This window comes from Bradyrhizobium xenonodulans, assembly GCF_027594865.1.
In the GTDB taxonomy this organism is placed as follows: Bacteria; Pseudomonadota; Alphaproteobacteria; order Rhizobiales; family Xanthobacteraceae; genus Bradyrhizobium; species Bradyrhizobium xenonodulans.
On the sequence record NZ_CP089391.1, the window covers coordinates 1,481,680 to 1,508,276 of the forward strand.

Here is a 26,597-nt window from a genome sequence, read left to right on the forward strand (position 1 = left end):
AGCGCGAAAAGAGCGGCATTCTTCTTGCTTGCATCCGTCGGCCGCAGCGATCAAGACGTTTGTGGCACCTTCAAAGCGACCACGGAGTGTTTGAGTGAAAGCCGTCCATACCGAACTGCATCGCAGCCACGATCCGCAATTCTTCCTGGTTCGCGGCGTCGTCAAGCGCACCACCGAGCAGCCCGAGCGCGCCGACCGCCTGCTCAAGGGATTGAAGGACGGCAAGCACCAACTGGTCGAGCCGACCACATTCGGGCAGGGCCCCCGCGCGCGCATCCACAGCCCGGAATATCTGTCGTTCCTGAGCGAAGCCTGGGACGCCTGGACCGCGCTCGGCGATTCCGGTCCGGAGATGATCGGCAACATCCATCCCGTGCGCCACGCCGCGACCTATCCGACCCATATCGTCGGCAAGCTCGGCTGGCACACCGCCGACACTGCGGCGCCGATCGGCCCCGGCACCTGGGCCGCGGCCTGCGCGGCGACGGACGTTGCAGTCATGGCAGCGCAGATGGTGATGGACGGCGAGGATGCGACCTACGCGCTCTGCCGTCCGCCCGGCCATCACGCCTATCGCGACATGGCCGGCGGCTTCTGCTTCCTCAACAACAGCGCGATCGCGGCAGCGCATCTGCGAACCAAGCACGAGCGCGTCGTGATCCTCGATGTCGACGTCCATCACGGCAATGGCACGCAAGGCATCTTTTACGCGCGGCCGGATGTGTACACGATCTCGATCCATGCCGACCCGACTGCGTACTATCCGTTCGTGTGGGGCTATGCCCACGAGCGCGGCGAGGGCCCCGGCCTCGGCACCAATCTCAACATCCCGCTCGCCATCGGCACCGGCGACGACGGTTACATCCAGGCGCTGGATCTCGCGCGCAAGGCGATCGAATCCTTCGCGCCCGGTGCCCTCGTCATCGCGCTCGGCCTCGATGCCTCCGAGCACGATCCGCTGAGAGGATTGGCCGTCACCACACCCGGCTTCCGCCGCATCGGCCAGGCCATCGCGAAGATGGGCCTGCCGACCGTGTTCGTGCAGGAGGGCGGTTATCTCTCGGATATTCTGGGCGCGAATTTGACCTCGGTGCTGGCGGGATTCGAAGAGGCAAGGTGAGGTCTTTCTTTACCTCTCCCCGCTTGCGGTAGAATAATCGCATTGAAGACTGTTCGTTTGCGGCCATCCTTCGAGACGCCCGCTCTTGGCGGGCCCTCAGGATGAGGGCGGAGCGTGCGGTAGCAGTTTCAGCGAGCACCGATGCCGCTTAGCCTCATCCCGAGGAGACCGCGGAGCGGTCGTCTCGAAGGACGAGGCGCGCGCTCAGGCGCTGCCAAAAGGCACATGCGATTGCCCTGCCGCTTGCGGAGAGGGGTCGGAATTTGCGTGAGCGGCTTCGTCCGCGACCATGTCGAGCATGACCGTGGTCATTCAGCCGCTTCCTGGAGCGGCCAGGCATTGCGCGCGATGGGAAGACCCCCGGTCGCACGGGAGCCGTCGGCGATCGCGAGGCGGTGCGAGGGCGACGGCGAGCACAACGAGAACCGCCATCCATGAGGGTCGTCGGCGATATCGGGCTTGAAGCTGATTTCGATGGCTTCCCGCGACACCTGCATCGCGAAGGCGTCGAGCGGCAGATTGAGCCCAAAGCCCCTGGCCTTCAGATAGGCCTCCTTGAGCGTCCAGTAGTCGAAGAAGCGCTCGATTGCGGCCGGTTCCGGCAGTCCGCGCAAGGTTTCGACCTCCTCCGGCGCAAAGAAGCGAAGCGCGGTGGACAGCGGCGCGACACGGCGCGACACGGTCTCGACGTCGACGCCGACTGTTTCATGCGCTGACACGACGCAGGCAACGCAGCCGTCGGCATGGGACAGGCTGAAATGCAGCGCGGTCGAGGTCGCGGGCGCTGCAACAAACGGCCGCCCGTAGCGGCCGGCTGCAAAGGACCAGTCGGACGGCGCGACATTGGGCGCGACCCGCGACAGCGCGAGGCGCAACATGGCGTGCGCAAAAACATATTGCCGCCGATGCCGCTCGAACATGAAGCGGTCGGCGCGGATCCGCTCGTCGACCGAGAGCAATCGTCGGCACGCATCGACCGCGCCCGGCGCGTCGATGCTCTCGATCAGTCCGACAAACAGTTCAATTCTGTCGTCTGCCATCAATTGGGCCCATGGCGTCAGGCGGGCTAGGTCCCCGGTCCCGACGGAAGAAAAAGCTGAGCAAGAATCAACTGCGCGGACCGCTTTAACGGTCCACCCGGGCAAATTCTTGTCGATTTGCAGGCCGGTTTACAGGCGCAAGCTTGTGCGAGACCCCAGCCCGACGAGCGAGCGGCCATATCCGAAAAGTGAAGCCTGAAGATTCGTGCGGCGTCCCGGCCGACGAATCTTACTTCTTCTTCTTGGCTTTCTTCGATCCGCCCAGCACCGAAAGGCTGGCGTCGACGTCCTTGAGCGCGGCCTGGAGCTTCTTCTTCTCGGCAGCCAGCAGCTTTTGCAGGGCCTTGCGGTCCTTGTCGCTCAATGAGGTGCCCTTGGTAAATTTGATGAAACCCATAACAAACTCCCCCGGTTGAAAATAATCGTCCAAATCAAAACACGGGAATAATCTTGCGCGGTGGCGCCAAATAATCAAGATACAACTTGCTCATTCACAGCTTTGACGAGTGAACCTGCATTCGTTCGCGCTTTACAGCCGGTCATGCCGCACGGCGCGCGATTAATCGGCCGAGCGGCGTGTTGGGTTGAGCGACGGCGGTCTGAAGCAGCGCGACGAGATCTGCCATCCACTCCGCGACCATAGGGCCATCGAGCAGCTCGCGCTTGTAATTGCACGAACCGGTGATTCCTGTCGGCCGCTCCTTGAGCATCAGCGACAGCCAGGTCTGGTCGATCGGCAGCACCGGCTGGCCCTCGCGCGCGATGTTGCCGATCGACTGCGCCGTAATCTCCGGTAGATCGAGCGGCTGGCGCAGCGGGTTCTGCAAGGTGAAATAGACCTGGAGCAGCGAGGCCGGATCGATCCCCTCCTGCTCCAGATGGTCGGCCAGGATGTTGAACGGCAGCTCCTGCCGCGCATGCGCGTCGAGCACGCTCTGGCGCACGCGGGCCAGGGCCTGCGCGAACGACAGCTCCGGCGTGATTCGGGTGCGGACGATCACCGTGTTCTCGAACGGACCGACGATCCGGTCGGTGTCCGGCTGGGCGCGATTGGCCATGGCGGTGGCAATCGAGATGTCGGTGCGGCCGGTCCGCGCCAGCAGCAGGGCCTTCAGCCCGGTGAGAAGGCACATGAACAGCGTGCCGTTATGCTGGCCGGCGAACGCCGTGAGCCGGCTGATCAGCTCGCGCTCGAGGCTGACGGGGTGATGTCCGGCGGAGGCGTGGGGGCTCGCTTCCCCGTCGAAGAGGGGATTCGCACCGCGCAGATTCGCGGTCCAGTCGGCGGCCTGGCGGCGGGCGGCGTCGGTGCCGCACCACCAGCGCTGCCACCGGGCGACGTCCGAAAAGGCGAGCGGCAGTTTCGGCAGCGGGACGGACGGACGTCCGGCCAGCGCCGCATAGCGGCTGGACAATTCCTCGAACAGCACGCCGATCGACCAGCCGTCGGCGACGGCATGATGGAGCGTCAGCAGCAGCACGTGCTCCTCGGCATGGAGCCGCAACAGCCGCGCCCGCAACAGCGGCGGCCGCGCGGCGTCGAACGGGGCGTAGGTCTCCTGCTGGATCAGGAGATCGATCTTCCGGAGTTCGAGGGCCTTGCGCCGCTTGTTGTTGTGCGGGCGCCCGTCGCCGATGATTTCGACGGTGAGGACGGGTCCAAGTTCGCCGGGTGTGACGATGCGGCTGACGGGCTCTTCGCCGCTCCAGCCGAACCCGGTCCGCAGCGATTCGTGGCGCCGCACGATGTCGCCGAACGCCTGCGCGAGGATGGCCGGAGCGAGCGGGCCATGCAGACGGAAGGCAAAGGGCAGGTTGAACAGCGGCAGGCCCGGCAGGTTCTGCTCGATGCGGATCATCTGGTCCTGCGCGATCGAGAGCGCGAGAGGCCCGCCCTCGGCCAGGGGCGGTACGTTTGCGGCCGGCTCGTGCGGCTTCGCCGCCACGGCCTCGTCGACCCGCCGGGCGAGCGCCTCGATCGTCGGTGCCTCGAAGATGGTCTTGAGCGGCAGCGATACGCCGAGCGCACGGGCGATACGCGCCATCGTCCGGCCCGCCAGCAGCGAGTGGCCGCCGAGATCGAAGAAATTGTCGGTGACGCCCAGGCTCTCGACCTTCAGCAGGTCGATCCAGATGTCCGAGAGCACTTTTTCGGTGAAGTGCCGCGCCGGCACGGCGGCCTCCGGGCTAGAGACGTCCTGCTGCGCGGGCGCGCGCAGCGCCGACCGGTCGATCTTGCCATGGGCGTTGAGCGGCATCTGATCCATGAACAGGAAGACGGACGGAATGGCATGACCCGGCAGCCGGCTCTTCAGGAATTGACGCAGCTCGCTGGCGCTGCTCTGGCTGCCGGGCTTTGCGACGATGTGGGCGATCAGCCTGACGTCGCCGCTCGCCTCGCGACGCGGCTCGACGATGCCAGCGCGCACCGCCGGATGATCGGCAAGCGCGTTCTCGATCTCCTTGAGCTCGATACGATAGCCGCGGACCTTGACCTGATGGTCGGCGCGGCCCAGGCATTCGATCGTGCCATCGGTGCGGCGGCGGGCGAGGTCGCCGGCCCGGTACAGCCTCCTGCCTGCCTGGCGCGAGAACGGATCGGGGATGAAGCGCTGCCGGCTTTGCGCGGGATCGTTGATATAGCCGCGTCCAACGCCGGCGCCGGCGATGCAGAGCTCACCGGTCACGCCGACCGGCTGCGGCTGGAGGTGCGCATCGAGCACGTAAAGCTGGGTGTTGGGCAGCGGCGCGCCGACCGGAACGTTGCTCGCCGCCGCCGCCGGCGCCTTGGTCAGACGGTGCAGCGAGACGTCGTCGGAGCATTCCGACGCACCATAGGCGTTGATCAGGGGCACCTTCGGGCAACGGGCGAACCAGGCACGGCAGAGATCGACCGGCAGCGGCTCGCCGGTCGAGATCAGCAGCCGCAATTTCGCAAAGGCGCGCCGGACCTGTGCCTCGTCCATGCGATCGAGTATCACGCGCAACAGCGACGGCACGATCTCGATCACCGTGATGCCCTCGCGCTCGATCTCGCGCGCGAACAGGATCGGGTCCTGCACGATCGCGTTGGTGCAGACATGGACGCGCGCGCCGACCATCGGCCCGGCGAGGAACTGCCAGACCGAGATCACGAAGCTCTGCGGCGCGGTCTGCGCGATGACGTCCCTGGCCGAGAGGCCGAGCTCGGAGATCAGCGAGGCCAGATGGTTCGAGAGCCCACGCTGCTCGATCATGACGCCCTTCGGCGCGCCGGAGGAGCCGGATGTATAGATGAGATAGGCAAGGCTGGAAGCCGCGCGCCGCGCGGCGCGGGCCGGCTTGACCGATCCGGGCGTGAGCGCGTCTTCGAGCTTGGCCACATGGATGCGCTCGACCAGCGGTTCGAGCAGCGCCTCGGCCATGGATGACTGCGCGCGCCCGGTCAGCAGCATGCGGGCGCAGCTCGATCCCAAAATGGTCGCAAGCCGCGCCGGCGGCTGGTCGGGCTCGAGATTGAGGAAGGCCGCGCCCACGCGCTGCACGGCGATCATTGCGGCGAGCAAATCGGGCCCGCGCTCCGCGAGCAGGGCGACCACGCTCTCGGCGCCGACGCCTTCGCGCGCCAGCCAGCGCGCGGCGGCTTCGCTGCGGCGGGCCAGCTCGCGATAGGTCATGGATGTGCGTCCGTCCGATACTGCGATCGCGTTCGGCGTCTTCTTCGCCTGGCGGTCGTAACGTTCGCTCGGATTGCCGAGTGTCTTGAAATCGGCCGCCTCGCCCTGGCTCTTCGCCAGCATTTGCCGGCGCTCGGCCTCGGTCAGGAGCGGCAGGCGCGAGATGCGCTGCTCCGGATTGGCGATGACGGCCTTGAGCAGTGTCTTGAACTGCGCGGCCATGGCTTCGATCGTACCTTCGTCGAACAGATCGGTGGCGTATTCGAAGAAGCCGGTGAAGCGGCCGTCGGCCTCCACCAGTTCGAGCGTGATGTCGAAGCGTGCCACCTTGGGGTCGACCTCCAGCCGCCGCGTCGACAGGCCGGGGAAACGCGCCGCCTCGATCGAGGCGTTCTGGAGGATGAACATGATCCGGAACAGCGGATTGCCGTCGGTCCTTCGTGCGACCTGGAGCGCGCGCAGCACCTCCTCGATCGGAAGATCCTGGTTGCGGTATGCATCCAGTGTGACTTGCCGCACCCGCCGCAACACGTCGCCAAAACCCGGATCGCCGCCGAAATCGTTGCGCAGGATCAGGGTATTGGCGAACAGGCCGATCAGGCGTTCGCTCTCGATCTGGTTGCGATTGGCGATCAGCGATCCTGTCGCGACATCTTCGTGGCCGGTGTGGCGGAATAGCAGGCACTGGAACGCCGCGAGCAGCGTCATAAAGGGCGTGACGCCCTGGTTCTGGCTCAGTGCGCGCAGATCAGCCGACAGCGTTTTGGAGAATTCGAGATAGTGACGGGCGCCGTGACCGCTCCAGACCTCCGGCCGTGGCCGGTCGGTCCGCAGCGGCAGCGTGGTGATGCCGTCGAGCTGCGTCTTCCAGTAGTCGAGTTGCTCCTTTGCGGCCGGCATCTCGGCCCAGCTCTGCTGCCACAGCGCAAAGTCGCGGTACTGGAAGGTGAGCGAAGGCAGCGTCGCCGCCCTCGCCTTGCGTGCGGCGGCATAATGGGCGGCGAGCTCTTCCCAGAACAATCGCTGTGACCAGCCGTCGGTGACGAGGTGGTGGACGTTGACCACCAGCGCATGGCTGGATCTGTCGAACGACAGCAGCGTGACCTTCAGCGGTGGCTCCCGCGAAAGATCGAACGGATATTGCGCGAGCCTGGCCGCCTCGCGATAGATGACCGCGGTCCGTTTGTCCGCGGGGCAGGGCTTGAGCTTGATCCACTCGAACCGCGGCGGCGATTGCAGCACGCGCTGCACCGGCTCGCCCCGTCGCTCGATGAAGACCGAGCGCAGCGCCTCATGGCGCGCGCAGATCGTGGTGAGGCTCGCAGACAGCGCGGAGACATCGACCAGGCCCTTGAGAAGGGCGACCTCGACGACGTTGTAATTGTAGCGGGTCGGATCGAGCCGCGAGAGCACATACATCCGCTGCTGCTGGAACGACAGCGGCGCATCCGCCGCCGCGGCCGGACGCCAGGCCGGCAGCATCGTTTCGCGATGCGCCGCGGCGGTCTCGATCCGGGCCGCAAGCGCCGAGACCGTCGCGCAATCGAAGATGTCCTCGAACGAGAAGTCGACATTGAAGCGCTCGCGCAGGCGCGAGCGCATCTGCGTCGCCGCGAGCGAGTCCGCGCCGAGCGCAAAGACGTCCTGGTCGACGCCGACCTGCGGCAGCTCCAGCAGGCCGGCCCAGATCTCCGCAAGCTGGGTCTCCAGCGCGTTGCGCGGCAGTTGCGCCTCATCGCCGTGCTCTGCCCTGGCGACCAGGTCCGCCAGCGCATTGCGCTTGACCTTGCCGCTGGCACCCTTCGGCAGCGTGGCCACGCTGCGGATCAGGCTCGGCACCTTGTAGGCCGCAAGTCGTTTGCGCGCGAATTGCCGTAGCTGATCCGAGGTCGCCTCGGAATTCGGCCGCAGCACCACGACGGCGGCGACGTTCTCGCCGAGCTTTGGGTGCGGGACGGCGAACACGCCGGCCTCCAGCACCGCCGGATGGCTGAGCAGGACCTCCTCCACCTCCAGCGGCGAGATCTTCTGGCCGCCACGATTGATCACGTCCTTGATGCGGCCGACGATGAAGAGATAGCCGTCGGCATCGAGATAGCCGAGGTCGCCGGTCCGGAACCAGCCGTTGCGGAATGCGGCCCGGGTCGCCGCCTCGTCATTGTAATAGCCGCGGCTCATGTTGGGGCCGCGCAGCATGATCTCGCCATGCTCGCCGCTCGCAAGCGTGCGGCCGGTTTCGTCCATGATCGCGATTTCCGGGCCTGCGGCGCGGCCGACCGATCCGACCTTGCGCAGCTCGAACGGATTGGCCGCGATCTGCGAAGCCGCTTCCGTCATGCCGTAGGTTTCGAGCACGGGAACGCCGAACATCGTCTCCAGCCCGCTCAGGATCGCAGGCGCGAGCGAGGACGAGGCCGAACGGATCACGCGCAGCGAAGACGAGCGGGCGCGATCCGGATTGGCTTCGGCTGCCGTCAGCAGCGCGCGATGAATGGTCGGCACCGCCGTGTACCAGGTCGGTCGCAGCTCCCGCATCCAGCCGAAAAACGACGATGCATCGAAACCGTCGGTGCAGATCACGCTGGAGCCCGCGGCCAGCGCCGTCAGCAGGCCGGAGATCAGCCCATGGGCGTGAAACAGCGGCAGGGCATTGAGCAGGCGGTCGTGGGGCCCAAGCGACAATACGCGGCCGGCATTGTAGGCGGAGAGACACACATTGCGCTGCGTCAGCGGCACCATCTTCGGCCGCGCTGCGGTGCCTGACGTCAACAGGATGAAGGCGTCGTCGTCGCCGCGCGAGGCGCCGCTGCCATTGGCCGGACCGACCGTCGGGCCGATGAATGCGCAGCCGCCGAGATTGTCGTCCGGTCCCGGCACGAAATCGATCACTGCGATATCGAGCGCCTTGGCGACGTCACGACTTGGTGAGTTCATGTCGGCGCGGGTGAGGAGCGCCGTCAGCTTCAATTCGCTGAAATAACGTTGCAGCTCGTCGGCCGTCAGGTCGGGATTGATGGGGACGCAGGCGCAGCTCGAGGCGACCGCGATCAGCGCCAGCGCACTGTCGGCGCCGCGTGGCAGCGCAACGGCAATCCGGTCCGCAGGGCCAATGCCGAGCCCGCGCAGGGTGCGGACCAGGTGCTGGATCAAGTCACCCAGCTTGCCGTAGGTGAGGGGTGGCCGGCCAGGGGCGAGGAGAGCCGGTGCCGCCGGCGTCTTCCGGGCATAAAAGTCGAGAAGGCCGCCGATATGGGCAAAGGTCCTGGTTTCGGCGCCTGCGCTGTCCGATCCCTCTTCCGTTCCGGATGCAGTGTCCGACAATGCCATTCCTTTTTGATCTGATTGGTCTATTCTTCCCAAGACTTAGGGAACGCGTCCAGTCTGAGGTGAAGTTCGGGCCCCAAAATCTGTGGTTGAGGGGCCTAAAGCCCTTCGACGGAGTGAGGGTCGGGCAGAATCACCATGCTGGAGAATGAGCCGGACACGGGGACGGAAGGCGGGCTGAAGCGCTGGCTCGAAGGCATCGGTCTTGGTCATTACACCGATCTCTTCGCGCAGCACCGCCTCGACCTCGATGTGATGGGGGATTTGACTGAATCCGATCTGGTCGAGCTCGGATTGCCGTTGGGCGATCGCAAGCGCCTCCAGCGGGCCATGACAGCCTTGTTCCAGGCCGAGACCGTACAGAAGCCAGAGGCGGCGCCCCGCCCGCAAGACCGGGCGGAAGTTGGCGCCGAGCGGCGTCAGCTCACCACCATGTTCTGCGACATGGTGGATTCCACCTCGCTCTCGGTGCAGTTCGATCCGGAAGACGTACGCGACATGATCGCGAGTTTTCGCGAAACCTGCGTCCGGGTGGTGAAGCATTATGAAGGCTTTGCCGCACGTTTCGTCGGCGACGGTATCCTGGTCTATTTCGGCTATCCGACCGCGCATGAGGACGATGCCGAGCGCGCGGTGCGCGCCGGGCTCGAGATCGTGCGGGTGTTGTCGACGGCGCGCGCAATCGAGCCGCGCGGCGCGCTCAGCCACGCGCCCGCCGTCCGCATCGGCATCGCAACCGGTCTCGTCGTGGTCGGCGACCTCGTCGGACAGGGCACCGAGGAGCGCGACTCCGCGGTCGGAGAAACCGTCAATCTCGCCGCACGCCTGCAAGGCCTCGCGCCGCCCAACGGCGTCGTGATCTCGGCATCGACGCAGTCGCTGTTGAAGGGAAAGTTTGATTACCGCAATCTCGGCGTCCATGCGCTGAAGGGCATCTCGGACAAGGCGCAGGCCTGGCACGTGATGCGGGCCTCCCGGGTGGAGACCCGCTTCGCCGCCGCGATGGGCACGCGGCTGACGCCGCTCGTCAATCGCGAGGAGGAGATCGCGCTGCTGATGGGGCGCTGGCAGCAGGCCAAGGACGGCGACGGCCAGGTCGTGGTCAAGTTCGGCGAACCCGGCATCGGCAAGTCGCGCATCATCCAGGAGATTTTCGAGCGGATTTCCGGCGACCGGCACGGGCAGATCTCGTTCCAGTGTTCGCCCTATTACACCTCCACGGCGTTCTACCCGTTCTCCGAGCAGCTCAAATTCTCGCTCGGTCTCGACCGCGAGGATCCGTCCGCGATGTCATTGGCCGGCCTGGAGGCCGCGATTGCCGCAGCCCATGGCGACATCGAGCAGGTTGCGCCGCTGTTTGCCGCGCTGCTGTCGATCCCGACCGGAGATCGCTATCCGCCGCTCGACCTGTCGCCGCAGCAGCAGAAGGATGCGACCGTCGCGGCGCTGGTCAATCACCTGCTCGGCCTCGCGCGCGAAATGCCGCTGGTGATCGCGCTCGAGGATCTGCACTGGATCGATCCGACCTCCCGCGAGGTGATCGACCTCCTGGTCGACCGGGTGCAGAACCGGCCGATCCTGACCATCATCACCGCGCGCTCCGAATTCCAGCCGAGCTGGGATGCGCATTCGCACATCACGACGCTGGTGCTGAACCGCCTGAGCCGCCAATTGCGCGCGACGCTGGTCGAGCGCGTTGCGGGCCGCGAGCTTCCCAAGGAGGTGGTCGAGGAGATCATCGTCAAGACCGATGGTGTGCCGCTGTTCCTCGAGGAGCTGACCAAGACGGTTCTGGAATCCAACCTCCTCACCGAGCGGCACGGCCGCTACGTGCTTTCCGGCCCGTGGCGGCAACTCGCGATCCCGGCGACCCTGACGGATTCGCTGATGGCGCGGCTGGACCGGATGGGGCCGTTCAAGCGGATCGCGCAGATCGGCGCCACAATAGGCCGCGAGTTTTCCTACGAGACGCTGCGCGCGGTCGCCAACACGCCGGCAGAGCAGATCGAGGCCGCGCTCAATCATCTGGAGGAGGCGGGACTGATCATGCGCCGCGGCCATCCGCCCGACGCGCTCTATTCCTTCAAGCACGTGATGATCCAGAATGCCGCGCATGCGAGCCTCTTGCACAGCGAGCGGCGCAAGCTGCATTCCCGGATCGCCCAGGTGCTCGCCGAGATGTATCCGGAGAAGACCGAGCGCGAGCCGGAGCTGCTCGCCCATCATCTGACTGAATCCGGTCAGAGCGAGGGTGCCGCCAGCTTCTGGCTCAAGGCCGGCAAGCAGGCGGCCAAGAGCGGCGCCAATCTGGAGGCGATCGGCCATCTGCGTCGCGGCCTCAGCGTCGTGCAGGCCAATGCGCGCATGCAAGGAGCGGACGAGATGGAGCTCGAGCTGCGCATCGCGCTCGGCAACGCACTGATCGCCGCCAGAGGCTATGCGGTGCAGGAGGTCGAGGAGAACTACATTCGCGCGCTCGAACTCGGCCAGCAGCTCGACGACGACGAAAAGATCTTTGCCGCCACCCGCGGGCTCTGGGTCTGCCATTTCATCCGCGCCGATCTCACCCGCGCTCACGATCTCAGCGTCGAGCTGCTCAAGTTCGCCAAGCGCGAGCGGCTGAACGAGCGGACGCAGCCGGCGCAGCAGACCGGCTATCTGATCGAGGCGCACCGCGCGATCGCGATGACCATGCTCTATCGCGGCCGTTTTGCGGCGTCCCACCATCACCTGCATCGCTGCATCAATCTCTACAGTCCGGATCTGCATTTTGAACTGATGGAGCGGCACGGCATCGAGCCCGGCGTCGTCTCGCTGTCCTATCTCGGCTACCTCCTGTGGTTCCTTGGCCGGCCCGACGCGGCGCGACAGCACAGCGAGCAGGCGATCGCTAACGCGGAGAAGGTCCGCCATCCCTTCACGCTCGCCTTTGCGCTGGTGTTCGGCGCCTATCTCTGCCAGCACCTGCGCGACGTCGAGGGTACGCGTGACTACGCCAACCGCGCCATGATCATCGCCACCGAGCACAATTTCCTGCATTGGAAGCAGCAGGCGGCGATCCTGCGCGGCTGGGCGCTGGCTCAGCTCGGCGAGGCGGACGAGGGCCTCAGCCAGATGCGCTTCGGCCTCGACGAATACGAGGCGATGGATTCCTGGCTTGCCGGCTGCTGGTTCCGCTGCCTGCTGGCGGAGGCCTACACCAAGGTCGGGATGCGCGATGCCGCGTTGCGCGCGCTGGACGGCGCGCTCGCGACTGCGAGACGCACAGGCGACCACTCTTACCTCGCAGAGGTCTATCGCCTGCAAGGCGAAATCACGCTGTTGGACGGCGAACCTGCGTCGGTGCAGGAGGCCGAGGACTTGTTCGCGCTGTCGTTGGAGACTGCGCGCAAGCAGGGCGCGCTGTCCTGGGAGCTTCGCACCGCGGTCAGCCTCGCGCGTCTGTCGCAGCAAGCCGGCAAGCGCGAGCATGCCAGTCTCCTGCTCGTGCCGATCGTCGGCAAGTTCAGCGAAGGTTTTTACACGCCGGACCTGAAACAGGCGATGCAGCTCGTCAACGAGCTCGGTGCGGACGCACTCGTTCGCGAACCGGCCGATCCCGTGCGATGAGCGATCTCGCCGCCGCGCGCGCGCGTTATGTCGAATTGATTGCGAAGCGCGAGCGGATTTCCTCGCCGCGCCTGCTCGCGGCGCTGGCCGCCGTCCCACGCGAGGATTTTCTGGTGAAGGGACCCTGGCGCATCAAGAGCGAAGCGGCGCGCAGCTATCGTCTGACGCCAGATGCCGATCCCGTTCACCTCTATGACAACGTGCTGGTCGCGATCGATGCACGCCGCAAGCTCGACACCGGGCTGCCGAGCCTGTGGGCGCATTTCATCGATCGGATCGGTATCGGGGAGAAGGACCGCGTGGTCCAGATCGGCTGCGGGCTCGGCTATTTCTCGGCGGTGTTGTCGAAGATCGTGGGCCCCAAGGGCAGGGTGCACGCCATCGAATGCGACGAGCGGCTTGCTGCTCGCGCCGCGACCTGTCTTCGCCCCTATCGCAATGTCGAGGTGGTCCATTGCGATGGATGCGAGAAGATCGGCGAGCCCGCCGACGTGATCATCGTGCATGCCGGGTTCTCGCATCCGCACCCGCTCTGGCTTCAGTCGCTCCGCCCGCGCGGCCGCCTGCTGGTGCCGCTGACCCAGCGGGACCGCGAAGGCGCCGCTCTCAAGATCACGCGCAGGGGCAAGGGGTTCGAGGCCGAGGCGGTGCAGCAGATCCGGATCTTCCCCGGCCACGGCCGCGGCGTGACCGCGCTCGACGACCGCGTCGCCGACTGGTGGCAGCGCGCCTCGGCGCTGGCGCCGCTGCGCTTTCGCAGCATCGAGCAGGGCCTGCCGTCGGATGGCTAATGATTCGTTTCGTTTTACCTTGATTCCGTTTGTGAGTTTCCAGCATCTCGCGGTGCGGCTATGAGTGCGGCTTGATGGCCATTTGAGCGCGCTCCATGCATTCCGTTGCCCTGCTGACCGCCAGCTATGCCAAGGATATCGAGCGCTTTTCGCTGCTCAGCGAGAGCATCGACACTTGGCTCACGGGATACACGCGGCATTATGTTCTCGTTAACGATGAGGACGTGCCGCTGTTCGCGCGGTTCGCGTCCGACAAGCGCGTCATCGTTCCCGCCTCGCGCTATTTGCCGAAATGGCTCTGGGCGCTGCCGCCAGCGCTCCAGTTCCTCAGCAAGCGCCGGGTCTGGCTGTCGCTGCTGTCGTCGCCTGTGCACGGCTGGCACATCCAGCAGATCCTGAAGATCGCCGGCGTGCTCAACGCGCCCGAGCAGCGGGTCTGCATCCTGGATTCGGACAACCTGTTCTTCCGTGAATTCGACGTCGGCCAATATGCCGGCGCCGAGAAGACGCCGCTGTTCGTCACCCCGAAGGACATCGGCGCTGACCACCCGCTGCATGGGCTGTGGCTGCGCACCGTCGATCAGCTTCTCGGCATCAAGCAGCGCTCGTTCCCCGCCGACGATTATGTCGGCAACGCGCTGGTCTGGGACAAGGACACCGCGCGCGCGATGACCGCCCAGATCAAATCGGCGACGGGGTTGAACTGGGTTCTGGCGCTGTGCCGGAAGAAGAAGTTCTCGGAATATTTGATGTATGGCCACTTTGTCGCGAACTCGCCCGCGCATCTGGCCACCCATCGCGTGACGGAAGACAGCATCGCCGTCTCGCACTGGGACGACACGCCGCTCGACCGCCCGGCCATCGAAGCCATGATGCGCGCCGCTTCGCCCGAACAGGTCGCGCTCTGCATCCAGTCCTATTCGTCGACTTCGGTCGACGACATCCGCGACGTGTTCCGCCTCAGCTCGCGCGACCGCCGCGCTCCGAGCCTGTCTCCCGACCACATGGGGGAAGAAGCTCAGTTCGAGATGCCCAAGGCACGCTAGGCCTCACGCGTCCCTCGTAAACTTGCTGATCACGTCCATGAACGGCTTCGGCTTGAACTCGCCGTCGAGCGGCAGGGGACGGTTCGGCTGCTTGTCGGCGCGGGCGAAGACGCCGTTGATCCAGCTGTAGCGATCCGAAAGGCCCCAGGTCAGAATCGAGCGCACCGGGCCGCTGGTCGAGATCGCCGTCAGCAGATCATTGACGCGCCTGGCGACGATGGCGTCGCGCTCGGCCGCATTGCCCGTCAGCTTCTGATCGTCGACGTCGAGCTCGGTGACGAGTACCTCGAGCCCCCACGAGCGCAGCTCCGTGACGAATTCGGCCAGCCCATGCGTGTCGATCTCGAGCTCGGCATGCAGATGCGATTGCAGCCCCACGGCGTGCAGCGGCACGCCCTGGTCGAGCAAATCCATGATGAGATGGCGGTAGGCCGCGCGCTTGGCAATGAACGTATCCTTCGCCGACTCGATGTCATATTCGTTGATCGCGAGCTTGACGAAGGGATCGGCCGCGGCGGCGGTGCGGAACGCCAGCGGAATCCAGTTATTGCCGAGATGCTGTGTCCAGAACGTGTCGCGCCGGTCGGTGACCTTCTTGGGATTGTCCGGGATCGGCTCGTTGACGACGTCCCACGAGGTCAGCTTGTCCTTGTAATAGGATACGACGGTGCCGATGTGGTCGACATAGGCGCGCTCGACGCCCTTGGTGTCCTTGATCTGCTTGGTCCAGTCCGGAATGTCGTGATACCAGGCGAGCGCATGGCCGCGCATCGTCAGATCGTTGTCCCGCGCGTAATCCAGGATCGCATCCGCGCGTTCGAAGTTGAACGTGTGCGCGTTCGGCCGCAGCATCGGCCATTTCAACTCGAGCACCGGTACCACCTGCGTGCAATAGGTGCTGATGGCTTCGCCGAGCCTGGGATCGGCTTGCAGGTCCCAGAGCGTCGCCGCCGCGCCAAAGCCCGGACGGCGCTGCGCGAGTTTGGACGCAGGTGCCGCCGACGCCGTTGCGCCCGCTGCGAGCGTTGCGGCGCCGCAGAGAAGAAATTCGCGTCTGTCGAGCCTGGTCACGTCGGGGTGTTCCTTTTGGAACCAACGCGCCATCGTACCAAGCGTCGCCCCGTGACGCCGGGGTTTCCTGTTGTTGGGTTAACCCTTGCCGGATGTTCGGGGCACCTGCGCGCGTGGTGTCGCATCGCTGTTCCAGTCTGGACCAAGGTTTCGTCCGGGATCGCGGAAATCGCTTCAACGAAAGGGCAAATTTAACGCTAACGCGCAAAAGCGGCCTCAAAGCCTCATTCGGCGCCCGATCTGCAGACTTATGTGACACTGTTGCGAGATGCTGCGGCGCAGTTCGTTCGCCCGCCAAGATCCCGTTAAGGCCCATTGATTAACGGCCGTCATCATCGCAACGGTCCCGCATGCTGAACCGCCATTTCTCGATTTATCTCGTCGCCTACATCCTGCCCGCGGCGGTGGGCTTCTTCGCGATCACGGCCTACACGCGGCTGCTGACGCCTGCGGAGTATGGTGTCTATGTCGTCGGCATCAGCCTTGCCGGAATCCTGGGCGCGATCTTCTTCGCCTGGATCAAGCTGTCGGTGTCGCGCTATCAGGCGATGTCGGCGGAGGTGGATTTTCGCGGCACGGCGATGGTCGCCTTCGGGCTGACGGTCGCGGTGCTCTGCGCCACCACGCCGCTGGTGTTTCTGTTTCGCAGCGATGTCAGTATCGAGTTGCTGCTCGCCAGCATGTTCGTCGCCATCATGGCCAATGCGGTCGACGTCGGGCAGGAGTTCGAGCGCGCCAAATTGCGGCCCTATCGTTTCGCCGCGATCTCGATCGTGCGCAGCGTGTCGAGCGTCGGCTTCGGTCTGCTCGGCATCTGGCTGGGCTGGGGTGGATTGGGGCTGCTCGCGGCATTCGGCCTCGGTTCGCTCAGCGGCATCATCCTCAATCTCGTCGGCGATCGCACCAAGATCGCGCGCTTCCAGCGCAGCCAGTTCATGCAGTTGGCGCGCTACGGCCTGCCGCTGACGCTGGCTGGACTCTCCGTCGCCGTCTATTCGGCCTGCGACCGGCTCATCGTCGCCTATCTGCTCGGCAAGGACGCCGCCGGTATCTTTGGCGTCGCCGCCGATCTGCCGCGCCAGTTCATGGTGATGATCGCCTCCAGCGTCGCAGCTGCGACCGTGCCGCTGGTGTTCCGGTCGTTGTCCGAGAAGAATGATGAGATCACGCGGGAACGGCTGACGGAGAGCCTCGAATTGCTGCTCGTCGTCGTCGCGCCCGTTGCCGTCTGGCTCGCGCTCGCGGCCGACGAGGTCGCGGGCACGCTGGTTGGCGTCGACTTCCGCGCCGGTGTGTCGGCGTTGCTGCCGACACTCGTGCTTGCCCGCTTCTTCGGCATCGCCAATCAGTTCTACGTGCAGATCAGCTTCCAGCTCGCCGAGCGGCCCTTCATGCTGGCGACGCAGTCGTTCCTCACGCTGGTCGTCAGCGTCGTGCTGATGTTTGCGCTGGTGGCCGGCTACGATCTCTACGGCGCGGCGCTGGCGACGCTTGCGACCGAGGCGATCGGCTTCGTCGTCGCCGTCGCGCTGATGCACCGCGCCCATCCCGTGCCGTTCGATTTCAACCGCCTCGCTGGTGTTGCGGTTTCAGCCGCGGCAATGGCGGCTGCGATCCTGCTTGCGCGGTCGCAGGTTAACGGCACCGGAATCGTGGCGCTGATCGTCGTGAGCCTTGCCGGCGGCTTTGCTTATGTCGCCGTGGCCTGGCTGCTGAACGTCGCGAACGTGCGGACGCTGTCGCTGCGCTTCCTGCGGACGTTCAACCGGAAAGCGGTCGGCGTGTAGCGCTACCCCGCGAGAAACCCGCCGTCCACGGCCACGACGGTGCCGGTCGCATATCGCGAGGCCGGCATGCAGAGGAATGCCACGGCTCCCGCGATGTCCTCCGGCTGGCCCCATCGCTTGAACGCGGTGCGGTCGGCGATGCGCTGATAATGCGCAAGATCAGTGCGGCCGGCGGCGTTGATCGCGGTTTCGATATAGCCGGGCGCAACGGCATTGACCCGGATGCCGTCCTCGGCCCACTTCAAGGCCAGTGCCTTGGTCAGCATCACGACGCCGCCCTTGCTGGCGCAATAGGCGGGAATCCGCGGCAACGCCAGCGTGGCATTCATCGAGGCGATGTTGACGATCGAGCCCTTCCTCTCCGCCAGCAGCGGCTGGAACGCCATGCAGGTCCGGAACGTCCCGGTGAGATTGACGTCGAGCACCTTCATGAAGGTCTCGATCTCGAATTCCTTGTCGCGCGCGAGAATTCCGGCGCAGTTGACCAGCGCGTCCACGCGCTTGTGCGTCCGGGCGAAGGACGCCACCGCCGCATCATCGGTCACATCAAGCGTCGCAAGCGTAAGACCCGCGCGCGGCTTGAGCAGTGTGCGCGCAAGATCCGCCTCATTGGCGCCGGTTGCCGTCACCGTCGCGCCGAGATCGCAGAATTGATTGCTGATCGCGGCGCCAATGTCGCCGGCACCGCCGATCACGACGGCATGAAAGCCGGGCGCGAGGGAGAAATTCGAAGTCATCAAGGTTGTCTCACTTCAGGGATTTCGGCGGCGGGGCCGTGGATTCGCGAACCACCAGCGAGAAGTCGATCTCGCGATGCATGATGGTCTGCTCGCCGGCAAGGCTCCGCACCAGATATTCGCCGGCGCGCTGCCAAGTCTCTCCGGTCGGAACGTGGATCGTGGTCAGGCTCGGCCGCAAGTGCCGGCTCCAGTCGAGGTCGTCGAAGCCGACAACCGATAGATCGCGCGGGACCGAGAATCCGTCGCGCTCCGCCTCGAGCAGCACGCCATAGGCGATGACGTCGTTGCCGCACACCACGGCTGTCGGGCGGTCTTTGAGGCTCAGGAGATAGCGCGCCGCCTCGCGCGCGTCGTCCAGCGTATAGGGCACCTCGACATGCCACTGCGCCGGAAGCTCGAGGCCATTCTCGGTCAGCGCGCGGCGGAAGCCGGCGACGCGGGCGCTGGCGCGGTCGTTGTTGCGCTGGAGCGCCGAGACGATCCCGATGCGGCGATGGCCGAGCTCGATGACATGTGCGGCGGCGCGATGGGCGGCGGCCTCGTTGTCGGTGCCGACGCAAGGGTAGGGCCGGTCGGGCTGGTAGATGCCGACATTGATGAACGGCACCGCATTGTCCGCAAGCAGTTTTCGCAAGCCGTCGTGATGGCAATCGCCGCGCAGCACGAGGCCGTCGACGCCGCGGCTGATCAGATTGCGCGCCTGCTGCAATTCGACGTCGAGATCGTAGCCGCTGGTGGTGAGAAACAGCATGTATCCGACCGAGGACAGATATTGTTGCAGCGAGGCGATGCCGCGCGCGAACATCGTGTTGTCGATCGTCGGCACGATTGCGCCAAGCGTGCGCGAGCGGCGCGACGACAGGATGCGAGCCGGCGCATGCGGGATGTAACCGAGCGCGTCGATGGCCTGCTCGATGCGCGCGCGCAAGGACGGGCTCACCGCATCGGGATTGTTGAGGGCGCGCGAGACCGATGCCGTCGACACGCCGGCGCGGGCCGCCACGGCGCGGATGCCCTGTTTCACGGACTTGGCGTTGGTCAGTCTCATTGATGTAACGTTACATATCGCGTGACAAGCCGCATAGTAGCGGAAATGACGCAAATTTGCCGCAGATTGTGCAGCTTGTCCACCGCTTGACACGATCGATGCGAGGTCTATTTTGTAACCGTTTTCAGATGGTGTTCAAACCTGTTCAAAATGGTCCGCCAGCTTAAGGCGGCCAGCCGGGAGGAGAGTTCAATGAAGGCCAGGATGCTCGCGACGCATGTCGCGTTGCCCGTTCTCGCGCTAGCCGCGATCAGCGCGCAGGCGAACGCGGCCGATTTCGACTGGACGAAGTTCAAGGGCAAGACCGTCACCTTTCTCGCCAATAACAACCCGGTCGCGCAGGCGCTGCTGACCTACAAGGCCGATTTCGAGAAGCTGACCGGCATGACCCTGAAGGTCGACGGCTATCAGGAGCAACAGATGCGCCAGCGTCTGGTCACCGTCATGAATGCGAACAGCGACGAGGTCGACGTGTTCATGACGCTGCCCTCGCGCGAGGGCGAGCAGTTCGCCGTGGCCGGCTGGTACGGCGATCTCACCGCGATGGCCAAGAATGAGGTTGCCAAGGACTACGATCCGGCGGGGCTGAGCCAGGCCCTGCTGAAGGCCGCGACCTTCGGCGGCAAGCTGACCAGCATGCCGATGAACCTCGAAGGGCCGATCTTCTATTACCGCACCGACATCTTCAAGAAGTGCGGCCTCGAGGCGCCGAAGACCATCAAGGAGGTCGAGGCCGCGGCCGAGAAGATCAAGGCTTGCGACAGCGCGGTAACGCCGTTCGTCTCGCGCGGCCTCAAGCCCGCGGTCGCCTACACCTTCAGCAACATGCTGCACAACATCGGCGGCGCGTATATCGCGAGCGGCAAGTCGAACCTCTGCTCGGCCAAGGGCAAGGAGGCGCTCGACACCTATAGCCGGCTGCTGCGCGATTTCGGGCCGCCCGGCGTCGTCAACTACAGCTTCCAGCAGATTTCCGCGCTGTACCGCAGCGGCCGCGCCGCGATGGCGTTCGAGTCGTCCAATGAGCTGCGTACCGTGATGGAAGGTGGCGCGCGGTTGAAGGACACCGGCCTGCTGCCGTTCCCGGCGGGCGAAGCCGGCCAGGTGCCGACCACGATCGGCTGGGGCATGGCGGTCTCCTCGCACAGCAAGCAGCCGGATGCGGCCTGGTATTTCGTGCAGTGGGCGACCAGCCCCGAAGTGCAGAAGAAGATGGCGCTCCAGGGCATCGCCCCGCCGCGTCCGTCCGTTGCCAACGATCCTGAATATCGCAAGTGGATCGACGAGGAGCCGGTGCGGAAGGAATGGCAGGCCGCCCTCGACGTGCTCGCCACCAAAGGCTCGTCCGAAGTCGGCTATCCCATCGTCGCCAATCCGCAATCGCGCGAGTTCATCGGCCAGGCGGTGCAGGATCTGATCCTGAAGCAGAAGACCGTCGATCAGGCTTGCGCGGATGCGGACAAGGCGCTGGACGCGCTGATCGCGCTGAACTGACCGCCCGATGCCGGCTGGCTTCGCGCCTGCCGGCATCTCACTCGATCAAGGAAACGGACGGATGTCTGAGGCGGCTGCGACACTCACGCAGGACCGGCAGAAGCTGGAGATGGCGGCGCTCTCGGCGCCGGCCGTGATCTTCACGGTTGCGATGATCGCGTTTCCGGTCGTCTATACGATCTGGCTCGGCTTCCAGACGTTCTCCTCGACGGGCAAGCAGTCGTTCGCGGGCCTCGCCAATTATTCGAAGCTGATCTCGGACTACGAGTTCTGGCACGGGCTGTGGATCACCATCGCGCTGTTCGTGCTGTCGTTGGTGTTGCAGCTCGTCTTCGGCGTCTGGCTGGCGCTGGTGCTGTTCCACGCCAAACGGCTGCCGGGGATCGTGCGCTCGCTGTTCATCTCACCCTTCATGATGCCGCCGGTCGTGGCCGGGATGATGTGGCTGGTCATCCTCGATCCTTCGCTGGGCGCCGCCAACTACATCCTGCAGTCGTTCGGCCTGCCGCCGTCGGACTGGCTGGCCTCGCCGTCCCTGGTCATTCCGACCGTGGCGCTGATCGACAGCTGGCAGTGGACGCCTTACGTCGCGCTGATCGTGCTGGGCGGCCTGCAATCGTTGCCGCCGAGCGTCTACGAAGCCGCGCAGATCGACGGTGCATCCCCGTTCAAGACGTTCCAGCGCATCACGCTGCCCCTGCTGCTGCCGACCATCGTCACCGCAGCGATCCTGCGCAGCGTTGATCTCCTGCGCTTCTTCGACATCATCTACATCACCACTCAGGGCGGCCCGGGCAACGCCTCGAACACGCTCAACATCTACGGCTTCCGGGTCGGCTTCGAATTCTTCAACATCGGCTATGCCAGCGCCCTGATGCTGACACTGACGGCGATCGTGTTCGGCGCCGTGCTCGCCTTCAACCGCCTGCGCGGCGCAGTGGCGTGGTGATGTCATGAACGACGCCGTCAACACCGACCGCTGGATCCGCTGGCTCAACACGGCGCAGCTCGTGCTCGCCGGTGTGCTGATCATGGCGCCGACAGTCTGGATGGTGCTGTCCTCGTTCAAGCCGTCCTTCGAGGTCACGGCCTATCCGCCGACGCTGGTGTTCTCGCCGACACTCGACAATTATGTCGAGCTGACCAGGACCACGCCGTTCCTGAGCTATGCGCTCAACAGTCTCATCGTCACCGTCGGCTCGACCGCGCTCGGGCTGCTGTTTGGAATCCCTGCCGCATTCGCCGTCTCCTGGACGCGGATTTCGTGGCCGGCGATCCTGACGCTGGCGGCGCGCATGGCGCCCGGCACGCTGTTCCTGCTGCCATGGTACGTCATGTTCCGGCAAATCGGCATGATCGGCTCCTACACCGCGCTGATCCTCAGCCACGCCGTCATCACGCTGCCGATCGTGATCTGGGTTCTGCTGCCGTCGTTCGACGGCATTCCGCGTAGCGTCTTCGAAGCCGCACAGGTCGACGGGTGCAGCGTCACGCGCATCCTCTGGCGCATCGCGCTGCCGCTGGTGGCGTCCGGCGTCGCGGTGTCGGCGATCCTCGCCTTCGTCTTCTCGTGGAACTATTTCCTGTTTGCGCTGGTGCTCTCCAATGGCGACACCAAGACGCTGATCGCGGCGGCCTTCAACTTCATCGGCGAAGGCTCGACGCAATGGGGCGCCCTCATGGCCGCGGCGACGCTGATCGCATTGCCGCCGCTGGTGCTGGCGGCCCTGGTTCAGCGCTGGCTGGTGTCCGGACTGACGCTCGGCGCGGTGAAAGGTTAAATCCGATGAATGTATCGCCCCGCCCGAATTCGATCATGCAGGCTGCGGTGTTCCACGGCGACGACCGCATCACCATCGAGCGCGTGGCGATGCCTGATGTCGGCACCGGCGAAGTGCTGGTCCGCGTCTCGCGCACCGCGCTGTGCGGCTCGGACTTCAAGCTCTGGCACAAGGGCGCCGAGTTCACCGCAGGCCACGAGATCTTCGGCGTCGTGGAGCAACCCGGCCACCGCCTGCACGGCCGCCGCTGCGCCGTCTACATTCCGTTGCACTGCGACCATTGCGCGGCGTGCAAGCGCGGCGACACCCAGATGTGCCTGGAAGTCTCGAGCCTGATCGGCTGGAACAGGCCGGGCGGCTATGCCGAATATGTGCCGGTGCCGGAGAACTGCCTGCTGCCGGTCCCCGATGATATCGAGGACAGCCTCGCGCCGCTGCTGCTCGACACCATCGGTACCTCGGGCCATGCCGTGCGCTTCGTCAGCCGCGTGGTGCCGGCGAGTGAGGCCGGCCCGGTCCTCGTGATGGGCGCAGGACCTGTCGGCCTCGGCGTCGTGCTGGCGCTCCGCGCGGTCGGCTACAACGACATCCATGTCGCCGATCCCAACGCGGCGCGCCTCAGAATCGCGCAATCCTTCGGCGCGAAGGCGCATCCCGTCGGCGAGACCTCCAAGCGTTTCGCCCTGATCATGGAATGCTCCGGCGCCCATGCGGCGCGCAATCTCGGCATCGAACTGGTGCTGCCGCGCGGTGCGCTGGTGCTGGTCGGCGAGAACGCCGCGCCCTGGACCATCGAGGAAGGCAAGGTTTTCCGCCGCAAGGATTTCTACATGATCCGGACCTTTTACTTTCCGGTGTCCGATTTCGAGCCGAATGTCGAGCTGCTGCGCAAGTACAAGGACGAATACCGCGTCCTCGTCGACGGCGAGTTCGGCCTACAGGCCTTGCCCGAAAATTTCGCCCGCTTCGCCAAGGGCGAGCTGATCAAGCCTGTGCTGGCGCTGGACTGAGCGATCATGGCCTCGATCTCGATCCGCAACCTCACCAAACGCTACGGCAATTTCACCGTGATCCCCGATCTCAATCTGGAGATCGCGGACCATGAGTTCGTCGTGTTCGTCGGCCCGTCCGGCTGCGGCAAGTCGACCTTGCTGCGCATCATCGCCGGCCTCGAGCCGATTTCGGGCGGAGACCTCTATATCGGCGACAAGCGCGTCAACGGCGTGCAGGCCGCGCAACGCGATATCGCCATGGTGTTCCAGGATTATGCGCTCTATCCGCACATGCGGGTCTACGACAACATGTCGTTTGCGCTGGAGCTGCGGGGCACGCCGAAGGCGGAGATCGACGCGCGAGTAAAGCGCGCCGCTGCGCTGCTGCACATCGAACCCTATCTGGACCGCAAGCCCAAGGAGCTGTCCGGCGGCCAGCGCCAGCGCGTCGCCATGGGCCGCGCCATCGTGCGCAATCCCAAGGCGTTTTTGTTCGACGAGCCGTTGTCCAATCTCGACGCAAAGCTGCGTGGGCAGGTCCGTGCGGAAATCAAGGCACTGTCGCAGCAGCTGAAGACCACCATGGTCTTCGTGACCCACGACCAGATCGAGGCCATGACCATGGCCGACCGGATCGTGGTGCTCCAGAGCGGCACGATCCAGCAATACGACACGCCGGAGACGGTTTACGAACGGCCCGCCAACCAGTTCGTTGCCGGCTTCATCGGCTCGCCTGCGATGAATTTCTTCCCGGTCGAGTGGCGTCAGGAGCGCGCGATCCTTTCGCAAGGTGGAACGGTGGTGCCGCTGGACGGCCAGACTGCGGTCAGCCTGAGCAAGGCCGGCAATGCCGTGCTCGGCATCCGGCCCGAACATTTCGCCGTCGCGACCGATGCCGCCGATGGCATTGCCATCAACGTCAAGCTGGTCGAGCCGCTCGGCTCGGACACCCTGATCCATTTCGACCTCGCCGGCGCATCCTCGATCGCGCGGGTCGATCCGGCGCTGCGGCCGAAGGTCGGCGATCGCCTCACGCTGCGTCCGCAGCCGGGCAAGACGCATCTGTTCGATGCCGCCAACGGACGGGTTTTGCGGTGAGTTCGGTAACCGATATCGGCGATCTCTCAGCACTGGCGGACGTCGCGTCCAGGGTAAGGCCCGTGCATGTGATCTGCCTCGGACTATCGGCGCTCGATCAGGTTTGGCGCGTCGATCGGCCGTTCGCGGGCGGAAGCGAAAAGATCAAGGCCGTCGAATACGGCACGCTCGGCGGCGGCATGGCCGCCAATGCGAGCGTCGCCGTGGCAAAGCTCGGTGCGTCCGTCGCGTTCTGGGGGCGGGCAGGGAATGATGCCGCGGGCCACGAGATGCGATCGGCCTTCGCCGCCGAAGGCGTCGATGTCGAGAATTTTCGACTGTTTCCCGATGGCCGCTCGTCCGTTTCCGGAATCATCGTCGACAGTTTTGGTGAGCGGCAGATCGTGAACTTCCGGGGCTCCTATCCCGAGAGCGCGGATTGGCTTCCGCTCAAAACCGTCGCGCGTGCATCGTCCGTGCTGGCTGACCCGCGCTGGGTCGAGGGTGCCGCAACGCTGTTCCGTGAGGCGCGGGCGCGCGGCATTGCGACGGTGCTTGACGGCGACGTGGCCGATGCCGAGGTGTTCGAGCAGCTGCTGCCGCTGACCGACCACGCGATCTTCTCCGAGCCCGCGCTCACGGCCTTTGCCGGCGCGGCCGAGGATCAATCTCTGGCCGGTCTCGCGCGCTTCGGCTGCCGCGTCATCGCCGTCACGCGCGGCGAGGGTGGCGTGAGCTGGTACGAGAGCGGCCGCCTGCACCGGCAGGCCGCCTATGCCGTCGACGTCGTCGACACCACGGGCGCGGGCGACGTCTTCCACGGTGCCTATGCTCTCGCGATCGGCGCCGGCCTGGAGGTGCGCGCCGCCATGGCGTTTTCGGCGGCGACCGCCGCCATGAAATGCCGCCACGCCGGCGGACGCAACGGAATCCCCGATATCAACGAGTGTCTTGTATTCATGAGGACGAAGCCATGAGAACGATTGGAAAGAACCGCGGGCTGGCACGGCTTGCTGACGCGGACGGCCACTTTCGCATGGTCGCACTGGACCAGCGGCCGCCACTGTTCGATGCCATCGCGAAAGCGAAAGGCATCACGCGGGAGCAGGTCGAATATTCCGACGTCACGGCGGCTAAGCGCCTCCTCGTCGAAAATCTTGCGCCGCATTGCAGCTCGATGCTGTTCGACCCGAATTTCGCCGTGCCTGCCGCGATCGATCTGCTGCCGCCGCGCTGCGGTCTGATCATGACGCTGGAAGAGCATCGCGTCGAGGAAACCGCGGGCGGCCGCAAGTCGCGCGCGATCACCAACTGGAGCGTGGAGAAGATCCGCGCGATGGGCGGCGACGCCGTCAAGGTGCTGGCCTGGTACCGGCCGGACGCGGATGCCGCAGTGAACGAGCATCAGAAGAAGTTCGTGCGCGAGATCGGCGAGGACTGCGCCCGTCACGACATTCCCTATGTCCTGGAATTGCTGGTCTATCCGTTCCTCGGCAGCGCCAATCACACCGCCGACTACGTGGAATCGCCGGGCAAGCTTCCCGGCCTCGTCATCGACAGCGTGCGCGAGTTTGCCAAGCCCGAATATGGCGTCGACCTCTTGAAGCTGGAGAGCCCGCTTGCAGCCAACAGCCTGCCGGCGCGTGATGGCAGTGCGGAAGCGAAAGCCGCGCAGAAGGAGTTCGATGCCATCGGCGATATCTGCCGCGCGCGGAATATCCCCTGGGTGCTGCTGTCGGGCGGCGCCGCGCCCGAAAAATTCGAGCGTGTGCTCGACTATTCCTATGCCGCGGGCGCGAGCGGCTTCCTCGCGGGTCGCACGATCTGGCTCGATGCCGTCCTGAGGAACTTTCCGGACCGCGCGGCGGTGTCGGCCAGCCTGCGCAAGGATGGCCTCAACGTGCTCGAACGGCTCAGCGAACTGACCACGGCCAAGGGCACGCCGTGGAAGGCGCGCTATCCTGTCTTCACTGATATCAAGCAGGAAGGTGACTTCGCGCGCGCCTACTGAAATGGTAGAG

The 26,597-nt window shown here is 65.3% G+C and carries 18 protein-coding genes; 12 read left to right on the forward strand and 6 right to left on the reverse strand.

Going from position 1 to position 26,597, the window contains the following annotated elements; all coding sequences use genetic code 11:
* Positions 1 to 94: 94 nt before the first annotated feature.
* Positions 95 to 1,120: a histone deacetylase family protein gene (locus tag I3J27_RS07045; RefSeq protein WP_270166944.1), complete on the forward strand. Its 1,026-nt coding sequence runs from the start codon at positions 95 to 97 to the stop codon at positions 1,118 to 1,120.
* Positions 1,121 to 1,428: 308 nt separating this feature from the next.
* On the opposite strand, the gene I3J27_RS07050 is transcribed toward I3J27_RS07045, so the two are convergent.
* The 3 genes from I3J27_RS07050 to I3J27_RS07060 form a co-directional block, all read right to left on the reverse strand.
* The gene (locus I3J27_RS07050) at positions 1,429 to 2,160 is read right to left on the reverse strand and encodes a 4'-phosphopantetheinyl transferase family protein (protein WP_270166962.1); all 732 of its coding nucleotides are present in this window, start codon (positions 2,158 to 2,160) and stop codon (positions 1,429 to 1,431) included.
* A 229-nt stretch (positions 2,161 to 2,389) separates the two neighbouring features.
* Positions 2,390 to 2,557: a hypothetical protein gene (locus tag I3J27_RS07055; RefSeq protein ID WP_270166967.1), complete on the reverse strand. Its 168-nt coding sequence runs from the start codon at positions 2,555 to 2,557 to the stop codon at positions 2,390 to 2,392.
* A gap of 142 nt (positions 2,558 to 2,699) precedes the next feature.
* A complete protein-coding gene (locus I3J27_RS07060) occupies positions 2,700 to 9,143 on the reverse strand; it encodes a non-ribosomal peptide synthetase (RefSeq protein WP_270166969.1) in 6,444 nt (2,147 codons plus the stop codon).
* Between the two features lie 135 nt (positions 9,144 to 9,278).
* On the opposite strand from I3J27_RS07060, the gene I3J27_RS07065 reads away from it, so the two are divergent.
* The 3 genes from I3J27_RS07065 (at position 9,279) to I3J27_RS07075 (ending at position 14,586) form a co-directional block, all read left to right on the forward strand.
* Entirely contained in the window at positions 9,279 to 12,749 is a 3,471-nt protein-coding gene (locus I3J27_RS07065) for an ATP-binding protein (protein ID WP_270166971.1), read from the forward strand.
* The gene (locus I3J27_RS07070; protein ID WP_270166973.1) at positions 12,746 to 13,540 is read left to right on the forward strand and encodes a protein-L-isoaspartate O-methyltransferase family protein; all 795 of its coding nucleotides are present in this window, start codon (positions 12,746 to 12,748) and stop codon (positions 13,538 to 13,540) included. Before I3J27_RS07065 ends, I3J27_RS07070 begins: the two co-directional genes overlap by 4 nt.
* Positions 13,541 to 13,635: 95 nt before the next feature.
* The gene (locus tag I3J27_RS07075; RefSeq protein WP_270166975.1) at positions 13,636 to 14,586 is read left to right on the forward strand and encodes a DUF6492 family protein; all 951 of its coding nucleotides are present in this window, start codon (positions 13,636 to 13,638) and stop codon (positions 14,584 to 14,586) included.
* A gap of 3 nt (positions 14,587 to 14,589) precedes the next feature.
* On the opposite strand, the gene I3J27_RS07080 is transcribed toward I3J27_RS07075, so the two are convergent.
* On the reverse strand, positions 14,590 to 15,657 hold the full coding sequence (locus I3J27_RS07080; RefSeq protein ID WP_270166977.1) for an endo-1,4-beta-xylanase: 1,068 nt from the start codon (positions 15,655 to 15,657) through the stop codon (positions 14,590 to 14,592).
* A 350-nt stretch (positions 15,658 to 16,007) separates the two neighbouring features.
* On the opposite strand from I3J27_RS07080, the gene I3J27_RS07085 reads away from it, so the two are divergent.
* Positions 16,008 to 17,444, forward strand: coding sequence for a lipopolysaccharide biosynthesis protein (locus I3J27_RS07085; RefSeq protein ID WP_270166979.1), 1,437 nt, complete (start codon positions 16,008 to 16,010; stop codon positions 17,442 to 17,444).
* Positions 17,445 to 17,446: 2 nt separating this feature from the next.
* On the opposite strand, the gene I3J27_RS07090 is transcribed toward I3J27_RS07085, so the two are convergent.
* Positions 17,447 to 18,181 (reverse strand): SDR family NAD(P)-dependent oxidoreductase, encoded by a 735-nt coding sequence (locus I3J27_RS07090; protein WP_270166981.1) that lies wholly within the window; start codon positions 18,179 to 18,181, stop codon positions 17,447 to 17,449.
* Between the two features lie 10 nt (positions 18,182 to 18,191).
* The gene (locus tag I3J27_RS07095; RefSeq protein ID WP_270166983.1) at positions 18,192 to 19,232 is read right to left on the reverse strand and encodes a LacI family DNA-binding transcriptional regulator; all 1,041 of its coding nucleotides are present in this window, start codon (positions 19,230 to 19,232) and stop codon (positions 18,192 to 18,194) included.
* Positions 19,233 to 19,424: 192 nt separating this feature from the next.
* Here I3J27_RS07095 and I3J27_RS07100 point away from each other — a divergent pair, with 192 nt between their 5' ends.
* From I3J27_RS07100 to I3J27_RS07130, 7 genes are all read left to right on the forward strand, one after another.
* Entirely contained in the window at positions 19,425 to 20,726 is a 1,302-nt protein-coding gene (locus tag I3J27_RS07100) for an ABC transporter substrate-binding protein (protein WP_270166985.1), read from the forward strand.
* Positions 20,727 to 20,787: 61 nt separating this feature from the next.
* On the forward strand, positions 20,788 to 21,675 hold the full coding sequence (locus I3J27_RS07105) for a carbohydrate ABC transporter permease (protein WP_270166987.1): 888 nt from the start codon (positions 20,788 to 20,790) through the stop codon (positions 21,673 to 21,675).
* A 4-nt stretch (positions 21,676 to 21,679) separates the two neighbouring features.
* Entirely contained in the window at positions 21,680 to 22,507 is an 828-nt protein-coding gene (locus I3J27_RS07110; protein WP_270166989.1) for a carbohydrate ABC transporter permease, read from the forward strand.
* 5 nt (positions 22,508 to 22,512) lie between these two features.
* On the forward strand, positions 22,513 to 23,517 hold the full coding sequence (locus tag I3J27_RS07115) for a zinc-dependent alcohol dehydrogenase family protein (protein ID WP_270166991.1): 1,005 nt from the start codon (positions 22,513 to 22,515) through the stop codon (positions 23,515 to 23,517).
* Between the two features lie 6 nt (positions 23,518 to 23,523).
* Positions 23,524 to 24,597 carry an ABC transporter ATP-binding protein gene (locus I3J27_RS07120; RefSeq protein ID WP_270166993.1) on the forward strand — a complete coding sequence of 358 codons (1,074 nt, stop codon included), beginning with the start codon at positions 23,524 to 23,526 and terminating at the stop codon, positions 24,595 to 24,597.
* Positions 24,594 to 25,553 (forward strand): sugar kinase, encoded by a 960-nt coding sequence (locus I3J27_RS07125; RefSeq protein WP_270166995.1) that lies wholly within the window; start codon positions 24,594 to 24,596, stop codon positions 25,551 to 25,553. The genes I3J27_RS07120 and I3J27_RS07125 overlap by 4 nt, the downstream gene beginning before the upstream one ends.
* Complete coding sequence (locus I3J27_RS07130) at positions 25,550 to 26,587, forward strand: tagatose 1,6-diphosphate aldolase (RefSeq protein WP_270166997.1); 1,038 nt, start codon at positions 25,550 to 25,552, stop codon at positions 26,585 to 26,587. Before I3J27_RS07125 ends, I3J27_RS07130 begins: the two co-directional genes overlap by 4 nt.
* The last annotated feature ends 10 nt before the right edge of the window (positions 26,588 to 26,597 follow it).

Coding starts and splice junctions, on each gene's coding strand:
- I3J27_RS07050 (WP_270166962.1), bottom strand. CDS start 2,160: ATGGCAGACGACAGAATTGAACTGTTTGTCGGACTGATCGAGAGCATC.
- I3J27_RS07055 (WP_270166967.1), bottom strand. CDS start 2,557: ATGGGTTTCATCAAATTTACCAAGGGCACCTCATTGAGCGACAAGGAC.
- I3J27_RS07060 (WP_270166969.1), bottom strand. CDS start 9,143: ATGGCATTGTCGGACACTGCATCCGGAACGGAAGAGGGATCGGACAGC.
- I3J27_RS07065 (WP_270166971.1), top strand. CDS start 9,279: ATGCTGGAGAATGAGCCGGACACGGGGACGGAAGGCGGGCTGAAGCGC.
- I3J27_RS07070 (WP_270166973.1), top strand. CDS start 12,746: ATGAGCGATCTCGCCGCCGCGCGCGCGCGTTATGTCGAATTGATTGCG.
- I3J27_RS07075 (WP_270166975.1), top strand. CDS start 13,636: ATGCATTCCGTTGCCCTGCTGACCGCCAGCTATGCCAAGGATATCGAG.
- I3J27_RS07085 (WP_270166979.1), top strand. CDS start 16,008: ATGCTGAACCGCCATTTCTCGATTTATCTCGTCGCCTACATCCTGCCC.
- I3J27_RS07090 (WP_270166981.1), bottom strand. CDS start 18,181: ATGACTTCGAATTTCTCCCTCGCGCCCGGCTTTCATGCCGTCGTGATC.
- I3J27_RS07095 (WP_270166983.1), bottom strand. CDS start 19,232: ATGAGACTGACCAACGCCAAGTCCGTGAAACAGGGCATCCGCGCCGTG.
- I3J27_RS07100 (WP_270166985.1), top strand. CDS start 19,425: ATGAAGGCCAGGATGCTCGCGACGCATGTCGCGTTGCCCGTTCTCGCG.
- I3J27_RS07105 (WP_270166987.1), top strand. CDS start 20,788: ATGTCTGAGGCGGCTGCGACACTCACGCAGGACCGGCAGAAGCTGGAG.
- I3J27_RS07110 (WP_270166989.1), top strand. CDS start 21,680: ATGAACGACGCCGTCAACACCGACCGCTGGATCCGCTGGCTCAACACG.
- I3J27_RS07115 (WP_270166991.1), top strand. CDS start 22,513: ATGAATGTATCGCCCCGCCCGAATTCGATCATGCAGGCTGCGGTGTTC.
- I3J27_RS07120 (WP_270166993.1), top strand. CDS start 23,524: ATGGCCTCGATCTCGATCCGCAACCTCACCAAACGCTACGGCAATTTC.
- I3J27_RS07130 (WP_270166997.1), top strand. CDS start 25,550: ATGAGAACGATTGGAAAGAACCGCGGGCTGGCACGGCTTGCTGACGCG.